Source organism: Actinoplanes sp. NPDC051388 (genome assembly GCF_055586225.1).
Genome location: NZ_JBVJIP010000003.1, coordinates 43,986 through 64,795, shown reverse-complemented (window position 1 = coordinate 64,795; position 20,810 = coordinate 43,986). Strand labels below are relative to the sequence as shown.

Annotated in this window: 19 protein-coding genes; 8 read left to right on the top strand and 11 right to left on the bottom strand. The window is 71.4% G+C overall.

The genetic code is table 11. The annotated features are described in order from the left end of the window. Positions 1 to 179 precede the first annotated feature (179 nt). Together ACZ6TI_RS08570 and ACZ6TI_RS08565 are read right to left on the bottom strand one after the other, a co-directional pair. Positions 180 to 755, bottom strand: coding sequence for a hypothetical protein (locus ACZ6TI_RS08570; protein ID WP_465344375.1), 576 nt, complete (start codon positions 753 to 755; stop codon positions 180 to 182). Between the two features lie 109 nt (positions 756 to 864). Next, on the bottom strand, positions 865 to 3,147 hold the full coding sequence (locus tag ACZ6TI_RS08565) for an MMPL family transporter (RefSeq protein ID WP_465344374.1): 2,283 nt from the start codon (positions 3,145 to 3,147) through the stop codon (positions 865 to 867). Between the two features lie 83 nt (positions 3,148 to 3,230). Between ACZ6TI_RS08565 and ACZ6TI_RS08560 the strand changes: the two genes are divergently transcribed. Together ACZ6TI_RS08560 and ACZ6TI_RS08555 are read left to right on the top strand one after the other, a co-directional pair. Next, the gene (locus ACZ6TI_RS08560; RefSeq protein ID WP_465344373.1) at positions 3,231 to 3,836 is read left to right on the top strand and encodes a TetR/AcrR family transcriptional regulator; all 606 of its coding nucleotides are present in this window, start codon (positions 3,231 to 3,233) and stop codon (positions 3,834 to 3,836) included. A gap of 33 nt (positions 3,837 to 3,869) precedes the next feature. Further along, the gene (locus tag ACZ6TI_RS08555; protein ID WP_465344372.1) at positions 3,870 to 5,738 is read left to right on the top strand and encodes an ABC transporter ATP-binding protein; all 1,869 of its coding nucleotides are present in this window, start codon (positions 3,870 to 3,872) and stop codon (positions 5,736 to 5,738) included. 24 nt (positions 5,739 to 5,762) lie between these two features. Here ACZ6TI_RS08555 and ACZ6TI_RS08550 read toward each other — a convergent pair whose 3' ends face one another. The 4 genes from ACZ6TI_RS08550 to ACZ6TI_RS08535 all read right to left on the bottom strand — a co-directional run bounded on the left by ACZ6TI_RS08550 (position 5,763) and on the right by ACZ6TI_RS08535 (position 11,809). Further along, positions 5,763 to 7,592: a zinc metalloprotease gene (locus ACZ6TI_RS08550; RefSeq protein WP_465344371.1), complete on the bottom strand. Its 1,830-nt coding sequence runs from the start codon at positions 7,590 to 7,592 to the stop codon at positions 5,763 to 5,765. Positions 7,593 to 7,732: 140 nt separating this feature from the next. Then, entirely contained in the window at positions 7,733 to 8,902 is a 1,170-nt protein-coding gene (locus ACZ6TI_RS08545; RefSeq protein ID WP_465344370.1) for a Gfo/Idh/MocA family protein, read from the bottom strand. Between the two features lie 49 nt (positions 8,903 to 8,951). Then, positions 8,952 to 10,937 carry a glycosyl hydrolase family 28-related protein gene (locus tag ACZ6TI_RS08540; RefSeq protein WP_465344369.1) on the bottom strand — a complete coding sequence of 662 codons (1,986 nt, stop codon included), beginning with the start codon at positions 10,935 to 10,937 and terminating at the stop codon, positions 8,952 to 8,954. 104 nt (positions 10,938 to 11,041) lie between these two features. After that, positions 11,042 to 11,809 carry a SigB/SigF/SigG family RNA polymerase sigma factor gene (locus ACZ6TI_RS08535; RefSeq protein ID WP_465344368.1) on the bottom strand — a complete coding sequence of 256 codons (768 nt, stop codon included), beginning with the start codon at positions 11,807 to 11,809 and terminating at the stop codon, positions 11,042 to 11,044. Between the two features lie 57 nt (positions 11,810 to 11,866). Between ACZ6TI_RS08535 and ACZ6TI_RS08530 the strand changes: the two genes are divergently transcribed. Genes ACZ6TI_RS08530 through ACZ6TI_RS08520 form a run of 3 tightly spaced genes read left to right on the top strand, consistent with a single transcriptional unit; the run spans position 11,867 to position 13,788 of the window. Continuing rightward, positions 11,867 to 12,481, top strand: coding sequence for an SDR family NAD(P)-dependent oxidoreductase (locus ACZ6TI_RS08530; RefSeq protein WP_465344367.1), 615 nt, complete (start codon positions 11,867 to 11,869; stop codon positions 12,479 to 12,481). Continuing rightward, entirely contained in the window at positions 12,445 to 12,576 is a 132-nt protein-coding gene (locus ACZ6TI_RS08525) for a hypothetical protein (protein WP_465344366.1), read from the top strand. The genes ACZ6TI_RS08530 and ACZ6TI_RS08525 overlap by 37 nt, the downstream gene beginning before the upstream one ends. Before the next feature lie 15 nt (positions 12,577 to 12,591). After that, positions 12,592 to 13,788, top strand: coding sequence for an EAL and HDOD domain-containing protein (locus ACZ6TI_RS08520; protein WP_465344365.1), 1,197 nt, complete (start codon positions 12,592 to 12,594; stop codon positions 13,786 to 13,788). 4 nt (positions 13,789 to 13,792) lie between these two features. Here the strand turns inward: ACZ6TI_RS08520 and ACZ6TI_RS08515 are convergent, their stop codons facing one another. Next, positions 13,793 to 14,989, bottom strand: a complete 1,197-nt coding sequence (locus ACZ6TI_RS08515; protein ID WP_465344364.1) for a serine/threonine-protein kinase — start codon at positions 14,987 to 14,989, stop codon at positions 13,793 to 13,795. 103 nt (positions 14,990 to 15,092) lie between these two features. Between ACZ6TI_RS08515 and ACZ6TI_RS08510 the strand changes: the two genes are divergently transcribed. The 3 genes from ACZ6TI_RS08510 to ACZ6TI_RS08500 are packed head-to-tail and all read left to right on the top strand — an operon-like array spanning position 15,093 to position 17,637. Further along, on the top strand, positions 15,093 to 15,836 hold the full coding sequence (locus ACZ6TI_RS08510) for an SDR family oxidoreductase (protein ID WP_465344363.1): 744 nt from the start codon (positions 15,093 to 15,095) through the stop codon (positions 15,834 to 15,836). Then, complete coding sequence (locus ACZ6TI_RS08505; protein ID WP_465344362.1) at positions 15,836 to 16,813, top strand: Gfo/Idh/MocA family protein; 978 nt, start codon at positions 15,836 to 15,838, stop codon at positions 16,811 to 16,813. Before ACZ6TI_RS08510 ends, ACZ6TI_RS08505 begins: the two co-directional genes overlap by 1 nt. Next, entirely contained in the window at positions 16,810 to 17,637 is an 828-nt protein-coding gene (locus ACZ6TI_RS08500) for a TIM barrel protein (RefSeq protein ID WP_465344361.1), read from the top strand. Before ACZ6TI_RS08505 ends, ACZ6TI_RS08500 begins: the two co-directional genes overlap by 4 nt. On the opposite strand, the gene ACZ6TI_RS08495 is transcribed toward ACZ6TI_RS08500, so the two are convergent. The 4 genes from ACZ6TI_RS08495 to ACZ6TI_RS08480 form a co-directional block, all read right to left on the bottom strand. Then, positions 17,634 to 18,131: a pyridoxamine 5'-phosphate oxidase family protein gene (locus ACZ6TI_RS08495; RefSeq protein ID WP_465344360.1), complete on the bottom strand. Its 498-nt coding sequence runs from the start codon at positions 18,129 to 18,131 to the stop codon at positions 17,634 to 17,636. The two genes, ACZ6TI_RS08500 and ACZ6TI_RS08495, sit on opposite strands and share 4 nt — an antisense overlap. After that, positions 18,128 to 19,312 carry an RNA polymerase sigma factor gene (locus ACZ6TI_RS08490; RefSeq protein WP_465344359.1) on the bottom strand — a complete coding sequence of 395 codons (1,185 nt, stop codon included), beginning with the start codon at positions 19,310 to 19,312 and terminating at the stop codon, positions 18,128 to 18,130. Before ACZ6TI_RS08490 ends, ACZ6TI_RS08495 begins: the two co-directional genes overlap by 4 nt. Further along, entirely contained in the window at positions 19,312 to 19,653 is a 342-nt protein-coding gene (locus ACZ6TI_RS08485) for a YciI family protein (RefSeq protein WP_465344358.1), read from the bottom strand. Before ACZ6TI_RS08485 ends, ACZ6TI_RS08490 begins: the two co-directional genes overlap by 1 nt. A gap of 81 nt (positions 19,654 to 19,734) precedes the next feature. Beyond that, positions 19,735 to 20,763, bottom strand: coding sequence for a LacI family DNA-binding transcriptional regulator (locus tag ACZ6TI_RS08480; protein WP_465344357.1), 1,029 nt, complete (start codon positions 20,761 to 20,763; stop codon positions 19,735 to 19,737). Between the last annotated feature and the right edge of the window lie 47 nt (positions 20,764 to 20,810).

Sequence of the window (20,810 nt, the reverse complement as noted above, 5' to 3'; positions counted from 1 at the left end):
TCGCACAGGTCCGCCGGCGAATTCTGGGTTTTGGCTCCCCCATGCCTGGGGGGCTCGGGGGCCGCTCTCATCTGTGGTGGGTTTGCGCCCCCCCCCCCCCCCCCCACCACCGGAGATGGCCGAGGTGCTGGAGATCGCCGCGCAAAACGGGATCGAGATGCTCGGCCCGATCCCGTCCCTCAGCTGACGCCGGACCGCGCCAGGGGGAAGTCCTTGCGCTTGATCTTGGCGCGGCGCCCGTCGGGGTGGTGGAAGACGATGCCCTCGGCCAGGTGGCCCGGGGCATAACGGCTCTCCAGCGTCGCCAGATAGGTCCGCAGCCCGGCATAGCCCCGCGGCACCTCCGGAAAGACCGGCGCCTCGAGGTTGAACGGCACGCACCGGCTCTCGGTCAGCTCGAGCGGGTTGCCCTGCACTCGCGGGCCCAGCGCCTCGCAGGCGTGCTCGCCGTCCGGCCAGCCGCTGACGTCGGTGGCGCGGGCGGCGGTCAGGATCCACCGGTCTTCGCTGCCGGCCTCGTCGGTGTCCACATACCACCCGTCGACGATGCCCTGCTGTTTCTGCAGCTTGCTCGGGTTGCGCCGCTTCTCCACCCGCACCAGCTGCCCGCTGCGGACGGTCAGGCGCACATTCATGCCGTCGAGCTTCTCGGTCGGCGTGCCCTCGCCCTCGAACACCCAGGCGCACTCGGGCCGCGGGCGGTCGACCACCCGGAAGTGGTCGTCGCGCTCGAACAACGTCGGAATCTTCTCCATGACCTGCGCTCCTTTCCGAACGTGGCCGATCAGCTCATCGGGGGTGATCACCCCCTCCGCCAAGCCGGCCGCCAGTGACCGAACCAGGTCCGCCACCGAGACGTCCGCGTCAACCGCGAACCTCTTGAGCGCCCTCTTCTCCTCCGGCGAGACCCACGCGACCAGGCGCGACCACCCCTCCGGCGGCGTCCACCGCGCCAGCCGCTCCGGGTCCTTGCGCGGCCGGCCGCGCCCTCGAACCTCGCTCACCCCCGGAACGATAGGGTCGATTTTCAGCTGTGTCAATTGGCATAACAGGAATTCGTTGCGGCCACGGGAACCACCAGTTGGCGTCGCCGGCCAGGCGCATCAGGGCCGGCACCAGGATGCCCCGGATGACGGTGGCGTCGACCAGGATCGCGACGGCCACCCCCACGCCGATCATCTGGAGATACATGACGTCGCCGGTGGCATAGAGGGAGAAGGAGACGGCCAGGATGATCGCCGCCGCCGTCACCAGCGGGGCGCTTCGCTGCAAGCCCTCCAGGACGGCCCGGCGGTTGTCGCCGGTGGCCTGGTGGCGCTCGCGGATCCGGGACAGCAGGAAGACCTCGTAGTCCATGGACAGGCCATAGGCGACGCAGAACATCAGGATCGGGAAGGCCGGGTCCAGGGTGCCGACCGGGGTGAAGCCGAGCAGGCCGGCGAAGGCGCCGTTCTGGAACACGAGGACCAGCACGCCGAACATCGCGGCCAGGCTGAGCAGGTTGAGGACCGTGGCCTTGAGCGGGATGAGCAGGCTGCGCGTCATCGCCATGATCAGGCCGAAGCCGACGAGCAGGATCAGCACCGCGACCAGCGGCACCCGGTCCATCAGCGTGCGCCGGAAGTCGGTGAGCTCGGCCGGGTCGCCGCCGACCAGGGCGGCGCCCAGGGGTGTCGCGGCGGCCCGGACGGCGGCGACCAGCTCGCCCACCTCGGTCCCGCCGAGCGAGGAACGGGTCGGCACCGCCTCCAGCCGCAGCCGGGTCGTGCCGCGCAGCCGGTCCGGGTCGACCGGCGGCCCGCGGCGGACCCCGTCCACATAGATCCCGGCCACCGACTCGACCCGGGCGATCCCCGGGATGGCCGAGATCGCGGCGGCGACCGCGGGCACCTGCGGCTCGGCGCCGGCCGGCGCGACCACCTGGAAGGCGTCGTTGGGCTCGGTCGCGAAGCCCGCGCGCAACTCGTCGGAGACCTGCCGGGTGGAGGCGGCGGGCGGCAGCACGCGGTCGTCCGGCAGGCCGATCCGCAATCCCGCGGCCGGCGTGGCAAGGACTCCGACGACGGCCAGGCCGGCCAGCGCGAACAGCACCGGCCGCCGCATCACCGCAGACCCCCACTGCAACCACAAACCACGACTCCTCGGTACGCCGCGGCGCAACGCGCGCGGCCCGAGCACCGCGAGTCCGGCGGGCAGCAGCACCAGCGCGCCCAGCACCGCGGTCACCACCACGAGCACGCCCGCATAGGCGAACGAGCGCAGGAACGAATAGGGGAAGACGAGCAGCGCGGACAACGAGGCGGCCACCGTCAGTCCACTGAAGACGACGGTGCGCCCGGCCGTGCGGATCGTGGTGGCCACCGCCGCAGGCACCGCGGCGCCGGCGATCAGCTCCTCGCGGAAGCGGGCGATCACGAAGAGGCAGTAGTCGACGCCCAGCCCGATGCCCATCACCAGGGTCACGTTGGCCGCGAACGTGGACACCTCGGTCACCATGGCCAGCAACCGCAGCCCGGCCAGCGTGGCGATCACCGCGAACAGGCCCACGCCCAGCGTCATCAGGGCCAGCCGGACGCGCCGGTAGAGCAGAATCAACAACCCGACCATCAGCGGGACGATCAGCAGCTCCGCGCGCACGAAATCCTCGGTCGCCTGTTGGCTCACCTGGGCCGCCACCGCCTCGCCGCCGGCCACCCGCACCTGGATCGCGCCGTTCTCGCGGGTGAAGGCGGGCAGCAGCGCGTCGCGGATGTGCGCCCGCGCCTCGGTCGGCTCGCCGCGCACCCAGGCCAGCACCAGCGCCTGCCGGCCGTCGGCGCTGCGCAGCGTCGGATCCTGCTGCTGCGACCAGTACGACCAGACGTCACCCACCCGCGGATCCGACGCCAGCTCGGCGCCCAGCGCGATCCCCTCGTCCCGGATCGCGTCCACGGTGCCGGCCCGCGCGGTGACCAGCAGGATCAGGTTGGCGTTGCCGGTGTCGAAGTCGCGCTCCAGCGCCTCCTGCGCGCGCACCGACTCGGTGCCGGGCGCCTCCCAGCGGTTCAGCACCAGGGCGTTCAGCGTGCCGGCGGCGAGCACGCCGAGCGCCAGGGTGACGAGCAGGCCGGCCCACAGGACGGCGCGACGATGACGGACGAGGAACACGCCGACCTCCGGATGCAATAATGCGAGCGGTCGCTTGCGTTCTAAAGTACGAGCGATGACTCGCGTTTTCAAGGGGTGGCGTCTTGGTCAAGCGGCAGGCTCGTGGCGAGCAGCGCATCGCGGAGATCCTGGACGCGGCGCTCGCGCTCTTCGCCGAGGTCGGCTACCCGGCCGCGTCCACCAACGCGATCGCCGCCCGGGCCGGCATCTCGCCCGGCTCGCTCTACCAGTTCTTCCGCAACAAGGAGGAGATCGCCGAGGCGCTCTCCCAGCGGCTGGGCGACGCGACCAGGCAGGCGCACGCCGCCGCATTCGCCGACCGGCCGGTCACCAAGATGGCGCTGGACGAGCTGGTGGACCGCATGATCGAGCCGCTGATCGCGTTCAACGTGGCGAACCCGGGCGCCAAGACGCTGTTCGGCAACACCGACATGCCGGCCGCGCTGGCCGCCGCGACCCGGCCACTGCACGAGGCGGTGACCGGGCGGGTGGCGGCGGTGCTCGCGGCCCGCTCCCCCGCGCTCTCCGCCGAGGACGGGGGGCGCTACGCGACGGTCGCCGTGCAGATCGTCAAGGCGATGATGCCGCCGATCGTGGCGGCCACCGGCGCCGAGCGCGAAGCCCTGATCGGCGAGCTGCGCCGGGCCCTGATCGGCTACCTCGCGCCGGTCGACGGTTTAACCGGTTGACCTGAACCTTGCTGCAGGTTCTAGCCTCCCTGGATGAGCATGGAAGTCACCGCGTGGATGTCCCTGCATCACGCGATGAATCAGCGTGATCAACGACCGTTCTCCAAGGCGACCCTGAAACGGATCTGGGCCTTCGCCCGCCCGCACCGGCGACTCATCGCGCTGTTCCTGGTGTGCAGCGTGGTGGCCGCGGTGCTGACCGTGGCGTCGCCGGTGCTGGCCGGCCGCATCGTGGACGCCGTCGTGGACCGGCGCGACGAGGGGGTGGTGATCTGGCTCGCCGTGGCCATCGCGCTGATCGCGCTGGCCGAGGCCGGGCTCGGGCTGCTGACCCGCTACCAGTCGGCGCGGATCGGCGAAGGCCTGATCGTCGACCTGCGCACCGCGGTGTTCGACCACGTGCAGCGGATGCCGGTGGCGTTCTTCACCCGCACCCGCACCGGCGCGCTGGTCTCCCGCCTCAACAACGACGTGATCGGCGCCCAGCAGGCGTTCAGCGACACCCTCTCCGGGGTGGTCGGCAACACCGTGACGCTGGTCCTCACGCTCGCCGTGATGCTGAGCTTCTCGTGGCAGATCACTCTGCTCGCGCTGGTGCTGCTGCCGATCTTCGTGCTGCCGGCCCGCCGGATGGGCACCAAGCTGGCCCGGCTCGAGCGCGAGGCGGCCGACCACAACGCCGCGATGAGCACCCGCATGACGGAGAAGTTCTCCGCTCCCGGTGCCACCCTGGTCAAGCTCTACGGCCGCCCGGCGGAGGAGTCGGCCGAGTTCGCCGCGCGGGCCTGGCGGGTGCGCGACATCGGCGTGCGCACGGCGATGTTGCAGTGGGTCTTCATCACCGCCCTCACGGTGGTCGGTTCCCTCGCCCTCGCCCTGGTGTACGGCGTGGGCGGCGTGGCCGCGGTCCGGGGGCAGCTGGACGCCGGCACCGTGGTGGCGATGGCGCTGCTGCTGTCCCGGCTCTACGCGCCGCTGACCGCCCTGGCCAGTGCCCGTGTCGAGATCATGAGCGCGCTGGTCAGCTTCGACCGGGTCTTCGAGATCCTCGACCTGAAGCCGATGATCGTGGACAAGGCGGAGGCTCGTCCGCTGCCCGACGGCCCGGTGGCGGTCGAGTTCGAGAACGTGCGGTTCGCGTACCCGTCGGCGGACAAGGTCTCGCTCGCCTCGCTGGAGGATGTCGCCAAGCTGGACGCCCGCGGTGGTGAAGAGGTGCTGCACGGCGTGTCGTTCAAGGCGGAGCCCGGCCAGATGGTCGCGCTGGTCGGCTCGTCCGGGGCGGGCAAGTCGACGATCGCCCAGTTGCTGCCCCGGCTCTACGACGTCGAGCAGGGTGCGGTGCGGCTCGCCGGCGCCGACGTGCGGGACCTGACCGCCGACTCGATCCGGGACGCGCTCGGAGTGGTCACTCAGGACGGTCACCTGCTGCACGACACGATCCGCGCGAACCTGCTGTTCGCCCGGCCGGGCGCGACCGAGGACGAACTCTGGGATGTGCTGCGCCGGGCGCGGCTGGCGGCCCTGATCGAATCGCTGCCGGACGGGCTGGAGACGGTGGTCGGCGAGCGTGGCTACCGGCTCTCCGGCGGCGAGCGCCAGCGGCTCACCATCGCCCGGCTGCTGCTCTCCCAGCCGCGGGTGGTGATCCTGGACGAGGCCACGGCGCATCTCGACTCGACCTCGGAGGCCGCGGTGCAGGCCGCGCTGGGCGAGGCGCTGACCGGCCGGACCAGCGTGGTGATCGCGCACCGGCTCTCCACCATCCGGTCCGCCGACCAGATCCTGGTGCTGGAGGACGGTGCGATCGTCGAGCGCGGCCGGCACGCCGACCTGCTGGCCGCCGGCGGGCGCTATGCGGAGCTTTATCGCACCCAGTTCGACCAGCCGGTGCCCGCCTGAGCGACGGGCACCGGCCGGTGCGAATCAGGGAAGGGAACGCGGGCTGTTGCCCGGCACCAGGGTGTCGATGAACTCGTGCGGGTCGTGCACCTTGCTGGAGACCCGCGCCTGCTCGGCCTCGGCCTTCATCGCCCGGGCCACCGCGCCCGAGTCGGCGCCGGCCTTCTTCGCGGCCGCCACCGTCTTGTTGTACGCCTGCTCGGCCAGCGTGTAGGCGATGCGGTACTCGTGCTTCGCGAACGCCTTCTTCGACAGACCCAGCAGCAGGTCCGCCGTGCGCAGGTCGGCGGTGCCCTTGCGGGCGTCCTTGGCGGCGAGCACATCGGCGGCCAGACGGTTCGCGCCCTCGTGGTAGGCCGCGGTCAGGAACCGGTCGCTGTTGTCCCGGTCGAACTGGCTGAAGTCCCAGTTCACGTCGATGTAGCTCATCATCGAGTTGCTCTCGTCGCCGATCCAGGCGAAGTAGAAGTCACCCGACGGGCCGACGTCCGTGCCCGACTCGCTGTCCCAGCCGTCGTGCGGGTGGCTCATGCCCAGGTGGTGACCGCCCTCGTGGATCATCGTGGTGGTCAGGCCGTAGCCCGCCTCGACGATGCCCGGGGACAGGAACGAGAACACGTAGCTCTGCGTGCCGTCGGTCCAGTTGTCGTCGGCGAACCCGAGCGGGGTCGGGTAGTCCTCGCCGGTCGCGTAGTTCACGTACGGCAGCTCGTAGTCGACCTCACCGGCGTCGTCGCGCAGGGTGGCGTCGTTCTCCACCGCGTTCAGATAGAGGTTGGCGTCCGGCGGCAGTTCCTGGCCCTCGTAGCAGGGCTCGCCGGTCACGTAGAGACCCTGGAAACACTCGAGGGCCTTGCCGTTGAGCTCGAGGTCCTGGTTGTCGTAGCTGAGCCGGTTGCGCCAGCGCAGGTCGGCCGTCTCCTCGACGAGCAGGTCGGGCTTGATGTATTCAGCCGAGGCGTCCACACCGGACCAGCCCTCGTACGTGTTGCTGTCCAGGTTGACCGACTTCGGCAGGCCGGTGGACGAGGGCAGCGTGACCGGGTAGAGCGGGGACGTGGTCATCAGCAGGTCGAGGGCCACGTACCGAGTGATCTTGGAGAGGTCGCCGGCGATCGCGTCGGGCGACCGGAAACCGTCCTCCGTGTACTCCCAGGACGGCGGCATCCGGTAGTCCGGAGCCCCGTCGCCGTCCACGTCGAGCTCGTCGACGATGTAGTTGGCCATGTTCGCCTCGGGGCCGGCGGACAGGTCGGCGAACCAGACGCGGCGGGTCGAGCCCAGGCCGGTCTCCTCGTCGTCCGCGGTGGTGCCGCCCCACGCCATCATCTTGCGGCTGCCCCGGTTGAGGCCGAAGTCGTAACCGGTGTCCGGGTCCGGCTCGCCGGTCTTCTGGTACAGGTGGAACTTGAAGTCCGAGCGGCCGTACCAGTCGATCAGGAAGATCGTGTTCTGCCTGGTGTTCACCCCGCGCGGCGGGTTGTAGGCCAGGTAGCGCTCGACCGTCGGTGCGTCGATGTAGTTGTTCTCGGTGATGTCCAGGACGTTGCTCTCCTGGGCGTTGTACTCCTCCTGGAACACGGTCAGCGGCGCCGGGGTGGCGAGCTGGCCGAGCCGCTTGAAGAACTTGTCCTGATATGCCTTGTCGGCATAAGAGATGTTGTAGTCGTACGTGTATTTGATGCCGAGCTTGTCGGTCTCCCCGTACCACTGAGCCGAGCGATTCTCCGGCTCGTAGGTCTTCGCCAGGCCGGCGACGAAGTCCGACTTGTCGACCTCGTTGCGGTCGTAACCCAGGAAGACGATGTTGACCGGCACCTTCTCGGTCAACTTGGCCGGCGCGCCCGGGTTCAAGTGCGTGAACTTCGGTTTCGGCGCCGCGGCGGTCGCCGGTGTTGCCGACGCCCCCACCACTGCGGCAATCAGCGCTGTGACAAGCGCAGCTCTCCGTATCATGCGGCCACGCTGCCATTCAGCAACCGCACAGTAAATGCCTAGATGGAAATATCTGCCTTCATGAGATCTATCCAGCCCCGGCGGGCCACCGAAGCGGTCATCGCGTCCAGGATCCGGGCGCTCGCCACGGCGTCGTCCAGGGTCGTGCCATAGGCCTTGCCCTCGGCGATCGAGCGTACGAAGCGGGACGCCTCGATCACCTTGAGGTCGTCGAAGCCCATGGAGTTGGCCGATCCGGGCTGAAATGCCGCGTATTCTCCGTGTCCGGGTCCGATGTAGATGGTGCTGACCGACTGGTCCTGATATGCCGTGCCGACGCTGACCCTGAGCTCGCCCAGCCGGCGGAAGTCCCAGAACACCGAGCCGCGGGTGCCGTGCACCTCGAAGCCGTACGCGTTCTGCTCGCCCACCGCGACCCGGCTGGCCTCCAGCACCGCCCGCGCCCCGGACTCGAGCCGCAGCTGCGCCGAGACGTAGTCCTCGTTCTCCACCGGGCCCAGCTCGCCGCCGGAAGCCCGGGTGTGGCCGGCGGTGGCGCCCGTCGGCCGAGCTCGCGACGGCACGAAGATCGCCGTGTCCGCGACCAGCGAGGTGATCTCGCCGAGCAGGTGGCGGACCAGATCGGCGGCGTGCCCGGCCAGGTCCCCGAGCACCCCGTTGCCGCCGCGGGCCCGCTCGAACCGCCAGCTGAGCGCGCCCTCGGGGTGGGACGCGTAGTCGCTGAAGAAGCGGAACCGGGCGTGCGTGACGGCGCCGAGCTCGCCGCCCGCGATCAGCTCGCGGGCCGCCTCGACGGCCGGCGCGTTGCGGTAGTTGAAGCCGACCGTGCCCTGCACGCCGGACTCGTGCACCGCGGCGGCCACCGCCGCCGCGTCCTCGGCGGTGAGCCCGACCGGCTTCTCGATCCAGATGTGCTTGCCGGCCCGGGCCAGCGCGACGCCCATCTCCCGGTGCAGGAAGTTGGGCGCCGCGACGCTGACCGCCTGGACACGCGGATCGCCGGCCAGCGCCCGCCAATCGGTGAGCGCGGTGTCGAAGCCATATTGTGCGGCGGCTTCGTCGGCCCGGCCGGGCACCTCGTCGGCCACCGCCACCAGCACCGGGCGCACGCCCAGCCCTGGGAAGTGGTGGGTCAGCCGCTGGTATGCCTGGGTGTGCACGCGGCCCATCCAGCCGAAGCCGGCCACCGCCACGCCGAGAGTCTCCATGCACCCGAGTCTGGCAGGACGGAGATCTCCCGGCAGGCGATGCAAACCATCAAAAACCACTCCACGGGCCGGGCGCCGGCGGCGTGACCACCGGCGGCCGGTCCTGGCAGCTGATCACGTTCGGCAGGTAGGGGCCGAGCCAGCCGCCGTCGTTGCCGCCGAGGTCGGTCAGCGTGAACTCGGAGCCGGCCGGGGTGAAGTGGAACGAGCCGCAGTTGTTGACCCCCTGCGCCCCGACGTTGCGGGCGTCGACGTTCCGGAAGGACGCCGATCCGGCCGTGCGTGCGCTGACCGCGCTGGTGCCCGTACCGTCGATGTGGATGTCCTGGAACTTGACGCCGTCGATCGAGTAGACGTCCTTCACGCCGAACTCGGAGACCAGCATGATCGCGTTGTAGCTGCTGTCCAGGTAGTGGTCGCCGGTGACCCGGACGTCCGCGGCGATGCTGCGGTCGAGGGCATAGAACCAGATCGCGCCCAGGCCGATGGTCCAGTTCAGGTCGAGCCCGCCGGCCCGGACCGTGGTGTTGTTCGTGAAGTCGAGCCGGCCGGCGAACGGCTCGGCGCCGAATCGGGACCCGGCGTGCAGGCCGCTGCCCTCGCGCAGCGGATCGGCGACCAGGTTGCCGGAGACGGTGTTGTCGGTGCCGCCGTAGATCGCGATGCCGTTCGCCAGTGTCGGCGTCTGCACCGTGTTGCGGTCGAAGACGTTGCCCGCGTCGGCGGTCTTCTCCGACCACATCGCGAGGCCGTCGTCGCCGGTGTTGCGGATGAACGAGTTGCGCACCGACGAGCCGGTCACCCCGGTGTGGAAGTTGAGCGCGTCGGCGATCTGGTCGACCACGATGGTGTCGCGCACGGCGAGGTTGCGCATCGGGCCGTCGAACCAGAGCCCGACCTTGGTGTGCCGGATGTGCAGATCCCTGATGGTCGAGTCGCTGAGCGCACCGCCGACGCCGTTCACCTGGTCGGTGTCGATCCGCTCGCGCACGTCGCCCTCGATGGCGAAGCCGCGCAGGTGCACGTGGTGGCTGCCGCCGTCGGCCGCGTCCCGGCCGTAGAAACCGACGCCGGTGTGCACCGAACCGTCCGGGGTGGGCTCGGCCAGCGCGACCTCGTGACCCTTGATGATCGTGTGCCAGTTGCCGGCGCCCTCGATGGTCACGTCGTCGACGATGATGTGCCGGTTGACCTGGAAGGTGCCCGGCGGCACGTAGACCGGCAGCCGCAGCTTGCGGGCGAGCGCGATGGCCCGGTCGAAGGCGGGCGCCGAGTCACGCCGGCCGGTCGGGTCGGCGCCGAGCAGCAGCACGTTGACGGATGTGAGAATGACCCGCGGCGGCGCGACCAGCTCCGAGTCGAGCAGGTCGATCACGGTCCACGGGACGGCTGTGCCGGCGGTGAGCCGGATCCGGTCACCGGCCCGGTAGGTCCGGCCGAGCTTGAGTCGCTGCTCGTCGTAGAACTTCATCGGGCGGAACGGCTTGCTGATCACCGGCGCCGGCGTGGTGGCGGCCGGCACGCAGGCGCACTCGGCGATCCACCAGTCCGGGTGCAGCAGGTCGCCCTGGGGGTCGTTGGAGAACGGGTACTGGTTGTAGAGGTACCCGTACTCCGAGGTCAGGGCCATGGTCTTGCGGTCCTTGCCGTTGACCTTGACGTCCAGCGGCGCGCGCAGGCCACCGCCCTCGGCAGCGTCCGGGATGCTGTAGCGGACCGTGATCGCATTGGCGGCGGCCGGGAGCGTGAACTCGACCCACTGCCCCGGCGCGAGCTTGACGGCCTTTCGGCCGGAGGCTTCCGAGGCGATGGTGTACGGGGTGCGGTCCGGGCCGATCACGACCCCGGTGGTGCGCGCGTTTTCCGCCTCCTGCTCGAGGAAGCGGACGTTCGCGCCGCGCCCGGCGACCAGTGCCGGGTCGAGGGCCGCGCGAGTGACGACCGGCTCGGTGCTGTGCGCGGCGGCGGGGACGGGTAACGCGGCGACGGTGGCGAGGCCGGTCAGGACGGCGATGATCCCGGTGGCAGGCGGCATCGACGAATCTCTTTTCTCTTGTGTGAGGACGACGCGACCGTAGCCGGAGTGTGATCCGCTTCACAAGAGGCTGTCAGGGAATTCCGGGAGTTTGCTTACTTCTTTCAGTCGCCCCGCAAGCCAACGCGCAGCTTGTCGAGCGCGCGGGCGATCAGCCGGGACACGTGCATCTGCGACAACCCGACCTTCGCGGCGATCTCGGACTGGGTCATGTTGCCGTAGAACCGCAGCGACAGAATGCGCTGCTCGCGCTCGTTCAGCGTGGCCAGCGCGTGGCCCAGGGTGATCCGCAGCTCGGTCAGCTCGAACTCGTGGTCCTCGCCGCCCAGCGTGTCGGCCAGCTCCATGACGCTGTCGCCGGCCACCGGCGTGCTGAGGCTGGTCGCCTGATAGGCCCGCGCACCCTCCAGGCCCTCCAGCACGTCCTCCTCGGTGACCTGCAGGAACACCGCGATGTCGGCCACCGTCGGCGACCGGCCGAGGGTGTGCAGCAGCTTGTTGTTGGCGTCGGTGATCGCCATCCGCATCTCCTGGGTGCGCCGCGGCACCCGGACCGACCAGGTGCGGTCGCGGAAGTGGCGCTTGACCTCGCCCAGCACGGTCGGGATGGCGAACCCGGCGAACGCGAAGCCGCGCTCCGGGTCGAACCGGTCGACCGCCTTGATCAGGCCGACCACCGCGGTCTGCACCAGGTCGTCGGCCGGCTCGCCGCGGCCGTGGTAGCGGGCGGCCAGGTGCTTGGCGAGCGGGAGCCAGGCTTCGATCACCCGGGAGCGCAGCGCGGGCCGGCGTGGGTCGTCCAGGGGCATGGTCGCCATCGCCTGAATCAGCGCGTCGGCGTTGGTCGGCGTCGATTCCGTCGCATAGGGCATGCGTCGACTGTAAATCGACTCAGTAATCGACGCAACTCATTGACCTACGGTGGTGGCATGGATCTCGCAATCGTGACCGCGGGCGGTTCCGGGTTGGGCCGCGCGCTCGCCCTGGGCCTGGCTCGCAGCGGCACCGGAGTGCTGGTCGCCGATATCGACGCAGCGGCCGCCGCGGAGACCGCGCGCCTGGTCTCCGACCTCGGCGTCACCGGGCTCGCGGCCGAGGCCGACCTCCGCGACCCCTCGGAATGCGGGCGGCTGGTCCGGCTGGCGGTGGACAACGGCGAGCTCGCGGTGCTGGTGAACAACGCCGATGGGTGGACGCCCGGCCCGAAGCAGTTCCCGGAGGCGCCACCGGACGCCTGGCTGGCCACCATGACGCTCAACCTGCTCACCCCGATGCTGCTCAGCCAGCTCGTGCTGGGGCCGATGCGGGCGCGTGGCGGCGGCGCGATCGTCAACATCGCGTCCAGTGCGGGCGCCGCCACCGACGCATACGGCTCCCCCGAGTACGGCGCCTCGAAAGCCGGCTGCGCCTTCTCGCACTCGTGGTCGCGCAGCTGGCGGCGCCTCCATGACCCGGAGTACGTGAAGGCGCAGCCGGATTGGAGCGGGCGCAGGACGAGGTCGCCGCGATGCCGCCGGAGAAGCGCGCCGCGACACCACCGCTGATCCCGCCGGAGGTGATCGTGACGGCGGCGCTGGATCTGATCGCCTCCGGGCGCTCCGGCACGGTGGTCGAGATCCCGGACGGGGCTCAAGTCTGAGCGTTGCGTGCCGATGTGGCAGATGTGACCCTCGGCGCCCACCTCGTGCACGTCGGCCGGCAGCCGATCTTCGACGCCGCCGGCACCGTCGTCGCCTACGAGCTGCTGTTCCGCGGCAGCGTGGAGGCGATCGAGGCGGGCCGCCAGGACACCTACGCCACCAGCCACGTGATCGTCAGCGCGTTCACCGAGTTCGGCCTGCACGAGGTGACCGGCGGCCGGCCGTGCTTCCTCAACCTGACCACCGAGTTCCTGACCGGCGAGCTGACCCTGCCGTTCGGCCCCGAGCAGGTGGTGCTCGAGGTGCTGGAGACGGTGGCGATCGACGAACGGGTGATCGCCGGCATCACCGCGCTGGTCGAGCAGGGCTACCGGATCGCGCTGGACGACTTCGTAATGGGCTCCGGCCACGAGCGCCTGCTGCCGCTCGCCTCGTACGTGAAACTCGACCTCCTGGACGGCGACCTCACCGACCTGGACGCGATCGTCGCGGAGATCCGCCGCCACCCGCGCATCCAGATCGTCGCCGAACGGCTGGAAACCCCCGCGCAGCTCGCGCTCGCCGACCACCACGGCATGGAGCTCCGCCAGGGGTACGCGCTCAGCCGCCCACAGGTGCTCTCCACCGCGAGCATCTCGCCGACGAGGCTGCGCCGCCTGGAACTGCTCAGCGCCCTGAACGCCCCGGACTCCAGCCTCGAATCGGTGCTGTCGATCATCGCCACCGACCCGGCGCTCTCCATGCGCGTGCTGCGCGCCAGCAACTCGGCGGCGGCCGGCGGCTCCAGCCGGGTCTCCTCGGTGCGGCAGGCGGTGGTGATGATCGGCCTGGCGCACATCCGGCAGTGGGCGATGCTGATGGTGATCGACGACATCGCCGAGGCCACCGAGGAGCAGATGGTCGGCGCGCTGACCCGGGCCCGGCTGAGCGAGAACGTGGCGCCGTCGGTGGGCGCGCCCCGGGAGGCGGCGTTCATGGCCGGGCTGGTCAGCGGCGTCGCCGAGCTGCTGGGCACGCCGTCCGCCACGCTGGCCGAGCAGTTGCCGCTGACCGCCGAGGTGTCCGCCGCGCTGGTGGACGGCAGCGGGCCGCTGGGCGAGGTGCTGCGGGTGGTCGACGCCTATGACGCCGGGGATGTGCGCGGACGGGACCTGGCCGCGCACTACATGGAGGCGATCCGCTGGTCGGCGCGCGCCACCGCGCACGTCTGAGGTCTCAGCCCGGCCCGCTCTTGCCCTTGCCGCTGTTCGCGCTGCCCGGGCCGCTGTTGTCCGGCTTCCCCGGCGGCTTCGGCTTCTTCGGCTTCTTCGGCTCCACCTTCTCGGGCTTCTCGGGCGGCTTCGGCGCCGACTTCGTGACGGTGTCCGTGCTCTTGCTCGTGGTCTTGGTGGCCGGTGCGTCGCCGAGCGCGTCGTCGGCCGTCGGCGGCTGCGGCGCCACGGCGGCCGGCGTCGCCGGGGGCGGCGCCTCCGGGCTGCGGGCGAACCAGCCGACGCCGGCGGTCGCGACCAGCACCGCGGCGAGCGCGCCGACCAGCACCGGGCGGCGGCGGTCCCGGATCACCGTGGTCGGGATCGGGCTGGTCGACGTGGGGGTCGGCGACACGAGCAGCTTGGGCCGCGCGACCAGGCCGGCCGCGTCGGCCAGGATGCCGGCCGCCTGCTGGGCGCTGGGCCGGTCGCCGGGGCGCTTCGCCAGGCAGCGGCGGATCAGCGCGGACACCGCCGAGGGCAGGCCGGGCACCGGGGGCAGGCCGGCCGGGTCGGCGTAGACGTGCGCGCGCAGCATCTGGGTGGTGGTCGACGCGTCCCACGGCAGGCGGCCGGCCAGGGTCAGATAGAGCAGCAGGCCGAGGGCGTACACGTCGGTGGCCGGACGGACCACGCCGCCACCGATCCGCTCGGGCGCCAGATAGGCCGGCGTGCCGTAGATCTCGCCGCCCTCGCCGTCGGCCTCCCCGGCACTGGCCGAGATGCCGAAGTCGACCAGCTTGACGCCGTCGGCCGTGACCATCACGTTGCTGGGCTTCACGTCGCGATGCACGATGCCCTGGGCGTGCGCGGCGGCGAGCGCGTCGGCCACCTGCGCGCCGATCGTCACGGCCGGCGTCCACGGCAGCCCGCCGCCGGAGAGCAGGTCGGCCAGCGAGCGACCCTCGACCAGTTCCATCACCACGAAGGGCAGTCCGTCGTCGGTCTCGCCGTAGTCGTGCACCTCGATCACGTGCGGATGACGCAGCCGGGCGGCGGCCCGCGCCTCGAGCTGGATCCGGGCGGGCAGGCCGGGGCGGGCGGCCAGATCCGGCGAGAGCACCTTGATCGCGACGGCCCGGTCGAGCACCTCGTCGTGGGCGCGCCACACCACCGACATGCCGCCGGCGCCCAGCCGTTCGAGGAGTCGATAGCGATCCATAAGCGTCCACGGTGCCCGCCGGAGGAGCACCCGAAACGGCTGAGGGCTTTTTGATGTTCTCGGCCCCTTGTTACAGCACGGTTACCGAAAGCATTCTCAGGGCGTGAGTCTTCTGGAGGGAAAGGTCGCGCTGGTCAGCGGCGGCACGCAGGGCCTCGGGCTGGGCATCGCGCGGGCCGCCGCGCGCGAGGGCGCCACCGTCGTGGTGACCGGACGCCGCCCGTTCAGCGACCCCGATCTCGGCTACGTGCGGGCCGACGTCGGCGACGTGGCCAGCGCCCAGGCGTCGGTGGCCGCCACGATCGAGCGGCACGGGCGGATCGACTGCCTGGTCAACGCGGCCGCGCTGACCACCCGCGGCAGCCTGCTGGACACCACGCCGGAGCTGTTCGACGCCCATGTCGCGGTGAACATGCGCGGCCCGTTCTTCCTGATGCAGGCGGCCGTGCGGGACATGCGGCGGCGCGGTGAGCCGGGCACGATCGTCAACATCATCACCACGTCGGAGCTGGGCGGGCAGCCCTATCTGGCGTCGTACGCCGGATCCAAGGCCGGCCTGGCCGGACTGACCCGCAACGCCGCGCACGCGCACCGCTTCGACCGGATCCGGATCAACGGCCTGGACATCGGCTGGACCGACACCCCGGGCGAGGACGAGATCCAGCGGCGCTTCCACGACGGCGGCGACGACTGGCGCGAGCAGGCCGCCAAGAGGCTGCCGATGGGCAAGCTCGGCCAGATCGACGAGATCGCCGACTTCGTGGTGTTCCTGCTCTCGTCGCGCAGCGGCGTGGTCACCGGGTCGGTCATCGACTGGGACCAGAACGTTTTCGGAGGGATGGACTGATGCGGCTGGGACTGATCGGGCTGGGGCGGATCGGCGCGTTCCACGCCGAGACGCTGACCGGGCTGGGCGTCGACCTGGTGGTGCACGACCCGGCGCCGGGGCACGCCGCGACCTATGGCGACGCGTTCCGGTCGTCCGCGGGCGAGGTGATCTCGGCCGGGATCGACGGGCTGGTGATCGCGGCCGCCACCGACGTGCACCCGCAACTGATCCTGGCCGGGGTCGAGGCCGGCCTGCCGGTCTTCTGCGAGAAGCCGGTGGCCCGGGGCGCGGCCGAGGCGGCCGAGGTGCTGCGGCACTGCAAGGACGCCCAGGTGCAGATCGGCTACAACCGCCGGTTCGACGCGGCCATCGTGCGGGCCCGGGACGCCGTGCGCAACGGCGAGCTGGGCCGGCTGCACACCGTGCGGTCGACCACGATGGACCCGGCGCCGCCGCCGGCCGCCTATCTGGCCGGGTCGGGCGGGATCTTCCGGGACTGCAGCGTGCACGACTTCGACACCATCCGGTTCGTCACCGGGCGCGAGGTGGTCGAGGTGTACGCCACCGGCGATTCCCGCGGCGACGCCGTCTTCCAGGAGATCGGCGACGCGTCGACCACGGCGGCCGTCCTGACCCTGGACAACGGCACGCTCGCCGTCGTCTCGAACACCCGGTACAACGGGCGCGGCTACGACGTGCGCCTGGAGCTGCACGGCTCGGCGGACAGCATCGCGGCCGGCCTGGACGACCGGTTGCCGATGCGGTCCGCCGAGCCGGGCGTCACCTTTCCGGCCCTGCCGCCGCACCAGTTCTTCATGGACCGCTTCATCGACGCGTACCGGCGTGAGCTGGCCGCCTTCACCGAGCTGGTGGGCGGCGAGCGCGAGTCGCCGTGCACGGTCGCCGACGCCGTCGAGGCCGGTTGGATCGCCGAGGCCTGCACCCTGTCCCTGCGCGAGCACCGGCCGGTGCGGTTGAGTGAGGTAAAGGTATGAGGATCGCCGGAGCGCCGATCTCCTGGGGAGTCTGCGAAGTGCCCGGCTGGGGACATCAGCTGCCGCCCGAGCGCGTGCTGCGCGAGATGCACGAGGTCGGCCTGACCGCCACCGAGTACGGCCCGGACGGCTTCCTGCCGCCGGATCCCGAGCCGCTGCTGACCAGGTTCGAGCTGACCGCGCTCGGCGGCTTCGTGCCGGTCGAGCTGCACGCGACGGACACCGATCCGGTGGACACCGTCGCGTCCTTCTCCGGCGAGGTGCTGGTGCTGGCCGCGGCCACCGGACGGGACGGCTACGACGAGCGCCCGGCCCTCGACCCGGCCGGCTGGCGCCGCCTGCTGTCCACTCTGGACCGTTTCCACGAGCTGGCGCTGGCGAAGGGCTTCCGGGCGGTGCTGCACCCGCACGTCGGCACGATGATCGAGACCGGCCCGGAGGTCGAGCGCGTGCTGGAAGGCTCGCGCATCCCACTCTGCCTGGACACCGGGCACCTGCTGATCGGCGGCACCGACCCGGCCGTGCTCGCGGCCGACGCCGCCGACCGGATCGCGCACGTGCACGCCAAGGACGTCGACCTGAGCCTGGCCCGCAAGGTGCAGTCCGGCGACCTCACCTACACCGAGGCCGTGGCCCGGCAGATGTACCGCCCGATCGGGGCCGGCGACGTGGACTTCGCGGCGGTGGCCGGCGCGCTCGGCAAGCAGGGCTACGACGGCTGGTGGGTGCTCGAACAGGACACCATCCTGACCGCCGAGCCGATCGGCGAGGGGCCGGTCGCCGACGTCCGGCGCAGCGTGTCCGCCCTGCGAGCCCTGGCCTAGAAGCGATACCTGGTCTGGGTGTGCGGGTTCTTGCCGAAGGACAGGACCTTGGCCGGACGCACCCCGAAGACCAGCCCGATGCGGCCGACGACGTCGCCGAAGCCGTCGTCGCCGACCGTGTAGTCCCAGTCCAGCCGCGCCTTCCAGATCGCGGCCAGCTCGACCAGCCGGTCGTGGTCGGTGACCCGCACCGCCTCGCCCTCGACCACCACGTCCACGCCGGAATGCAGCTGGTCGGTGCCGGTGGTGATCGCGACCCGCGGATTGACCGCCAGGTTGGCCGACTTCTGCTCCTTGTCGCCGGTGCAGAAGTGCAGCGTGCCGTCCACCCAGACGCACGGGACCGGGGTCACGTGCGGGCGGCCGTCCGTGCGCACCGAGGACAGCCAGAACATCTGGGCGTCGGTCAGGATCCGGTCGACCTCGGCCCACGGCACCGGGCTCGCGCCGGGCTCGCTGAAGTCTCCGTTGAACTCCACGGTCGGTGTGGTCACGTCAGCTCCTCTGCTCGGCCGAGCAGAGCGCGCCGCTCGGCGGGTGATGTGGTCAGTTCGGCGGCCTCGCGGAACAGGGCCGCGGCGCGCGGATGGTCGCCGCGCCGGGCGGTGAACTCCGCCTCGGTGGCGACGGCCGGCGCGTAGCCGTCCAGGGCGCCGGTGGCGCGCGCCTCGGTCAGCAGCGCCAGCCCGGCGTCCGGTCCGGTGGCGAAACCGTGTGCCACCGCGCGATTCAGCTGCACCACCGGCGTCGGCTGCAGGGTGGCCAGTTGGTCGTACCAGCTCGCCACCGCCGGCCAGTCCGTCTCGTCGTGCGTGTGGCAGGCGGCGATCCGGGCCTGCACGCCATAGGGTCCGGCCACCGGCGTGACCGCCAGCAGCGCGCGCCCCTCGGCGATCGCGCTGCGATCCCAGAGCGCGCGGTCCTGCTTGTCCAGGGTCAGCAGGTTGCCGTCGGCGTCCACCCGGGCGTCACGCCGGCTGTGCTGGAACAGGCACAGCGCGAGCAGCCCGGCGATCTCCGGCTGGTCGGGCATCAGCCGCCGCAGCAGCCGGGCCAGCCGGATCGCCTCGTCCGCGAAGGCCGCCTCGCCGTCCGGGTTGTAGCCCTGGGTGAACAGCAGATAGATCACCGCCAGCACGCCCGGCAGCCGTTCGCCCAGCGCGGGTCCGCTCGGCACCCGATAGGGAATGCGCGCGTCCGCGATCTTCGTCTTGGCCCGGGTCAGCCGCCGCGTCATCGTCGACTCGCTGGTCAGGAACGCGCGGGCGATCTCGGCGGTGGGCACGCCGCACACCGTGCGCAGGGTGAGCGCGACCCGGGCCTCCAGCGCGAGCGCTGGGTGGCAGCAGGTGAACACGAGTCGCAGCCGGTCGTCGTCCACTTCCTCGGTCTCCTTCCCGGGCTCGGGCGGGTCGTCCGCCAGGGCGGCCAGCTCCTGCAGCTTGCGCTGCTCGACGGTGGCCCGGCGCAGCACGTCGATCGCGCGGTTGCGCGCCACCGTCATCAGCCAGCCGCCCGGATTGGCCGGCACCCCCGTGGCCGGCCACTTCTCGAGCGCCGCCGCGAGCGCCTCCTGGGTGCAGTCCTCGGCCAAGGTCCAGTCGCCGGTCACCCTGATCAGGGTGGCGACGATCCGGCCGTAGGACTCCCGGGCGGCGGCGGCGACCTCCTCCATCAGTCGTCGAGGTTCAGCGGGTCGAAGGCGCGCAGTTCGATCCGGCCGGCGTAGGCCATCGGGTGGTTGCGGGCGATCTCGATCGCCTCGTCCAGGTCGGCGCACTCGAGGATGTCGAACCCGCAGATGACCTCCTTGGTCTCCGCGAACGGGCCGTCGGTGAGCAGCAGCTCGCCGCCGCGCACCCGGACGGTGGTGGCGGTGTTCGCCCCGGCCAGGCGCTCGCCCAGCACCGCGCGGCCCTTGCCATAGGTGTCCGCCACCCACTGCTCGATCGGCGGCGCGGCGTTCTCGGCGGTCTCCGGCTCGGTGTCGGTGCAGACGAACATCATGTAGCGCATGGCTGACTCCCTCTCGGCTGTCTTGATCTCACCAGGGTGACGAGCGGTCCGCACGGAACCGGACAGCCCCCGGAAGTTTTTTCAGAACCGCACCGGCGGCGCGTTGTGCGGGGTGATCACCTGGATGGCGGACGGGTTCGTGCGCGGGCGGCCGGGCAGCGCGCCGCCCGCGTGCATCAGCGCCCGGCAGGCCAGCCGCATGTCCTGGCGCAGGTCGTGGTGCAGCACCGCGGACAGCCGGCGGTCCCGCAGCAGCGCGGTGTTCTCGCCGTCCAGGTCGTGTGCCACGAACACGTCGTAGCGGCGGCGCTCGGCCGTGAAGGCGTCCACCACGGCCGCGTTGCCGCCGGCGCCCGCATAGAGCGAATAGACCGCGCGGACCGCCGCGCTGCCGGCCAGCAGCTCGCGGATGCCGAGGTGCACGGCGTCGGCCCGGTCCTCCTCGTCGACCACCTCGACCAGGCGGCGGCCGGGCGCCCGCATCCGCATCTCGGCGCGGAAGCCCATCTCGCGCTCGTCCTCGCCGCGGAACGAGCCGTGCCCGCGGACCACCAGCACGTCGCCGGCCCGATCGGCCAGCCACTGCTCCACCAGATAGGCCGCGGTGGCACCGGCGGCCCGGTTGTCGATGCCGACATAGGCCACCCGCTTGCTGCCCGGCAGGTCGGTGACCAGGGTGACCACCGGCACCGGCAGGCGGGCCACCGCGGCGGTGATCGCGGGCGCGTCCGGCGCCTTCAGGATCACCCCGTCCGACTTCGTCTTCGCCACCTTGTCCAGCACCGCGACCAGGTCACCGACGGCCGGGCTGTCCAGCAGGTGGAAGCGGCACCGGATGACCGCGGGACGCAGGGCCGGCAGCTCGGCCTCGAGCGCGGCCCGCACGGTGGCGGAGAACCGGCCCGGCGCCTGCACGACCACGTCGATCATGAACGTGCGCCCGCCGAGCCGCACCTGGGACTGCTGCCGGTCGAGGTCGGCGATGGCCTGCTTGACCTCGCGGACGGTGCTCTCCCGGACCCCGCCACGCGAGTGCAGCACCCGGTCGACGGTGGCCGCGCTGAGCCCGGCCTGAGCGGCGATCTCGCGGATTCGATAGGGGTGCTTCACGCCACCAACAGTGATGGTTTTTTGAGGTCTTATCAATCGTCCTTGAT

Excerpts from the sequence above, each read along its gene's own strand:
- ACZ6TI_RS08570 (WP_465344375.1), bottom strand. The coding sequence starts at position 755 with ATGGAGAAGATTCCGACGTTGTTCGAGCGCGACGACCACTTCCGGGTG.
- ACZ6TI_RS08485 (WP_465344358.1), bottom strand. The coding sequence starts at position 19,653 with ATGCGCTACATGATGTTCGTCTGCACCGACACCGAGCCGGAGACCGCC.
- ACZ6TI_RS08505 (WP_465344362.1), top strand. The coding sequence starts at position 15,836 with ATGCGGCTGGGACTGATCGGGCTGGGGCGGATCGGCGCGTTCCACGCC.
- ACZ6TI_RS08515 (WP_465344364.1), bottom strand. The coding sequence starts at position 14,989 with ATGGATCGCTATCGACTCCTCGAACGGCTGGGCGCCGGCGGCATGTCG.
- ACZ6TI_RS08490 (WP_465344359.1), bottom strand. The coding sequence starts at position 19,312 with ATGGAGGAGGTCGCCGCCGCCGCCCGGGAGTCCTACGGCCGGATCGTC.
- ACZ6TI_RS08545 (WP_465344370.1), bottom strand. The coding sequence starts at position 8,902 with ATGGAGACTCTCGGCGTGGCGGTGGCCGGCTTCGGCTGGATGGGCCGC.
- ACZ6TI_RS08555 (WP_465344372.1), top strand. The coding sequence starts at position 3,870 with ATGAGCATGGAAGTCACCGCGTGGATGTCCCTGCATCACGCGATGAAT.
- ACZ6TI_RS08530 (WP_465344367.1), top strand. The coding sequence starts at position 11,867 with ATGGATCTCGCAATCGTGACCGCGGGCGGTTCCGGGTTGGGCCGCGCG.
- ACZ6TI_RS08500 (WP_465344361.1), top strand. The coding sequence starts at position 16,810 with ATGAGGATCGCCGGAGCGCCGATCTCCTGGGGAGTCTGCGAAGTGCCC.
- ACZ6TI_RS08525 (WP_465344366.1), top strand. The coding sequence starts at position 12,445 with ATGCCGCCGGAGAAGCGCGCCGCGACACCACCGCTGATCCCGCCGGAG.
- ACZ6TI_RS08540 (WP_465344369.1), bottom strand. The coding sequence starts at position 10,937 with ATGCCGCCTGCCACCGGGATCATCGCCGTCCTGACCGGCCTCGCCACC.
- ACZ6TI_RS08535 (WP_465344368.1), bottom strand. The coding sequence starts at position 11,809 with ATGCCCTATGCGACGGAATCGACGCCGACCAACGCCGACGCGCTGATT.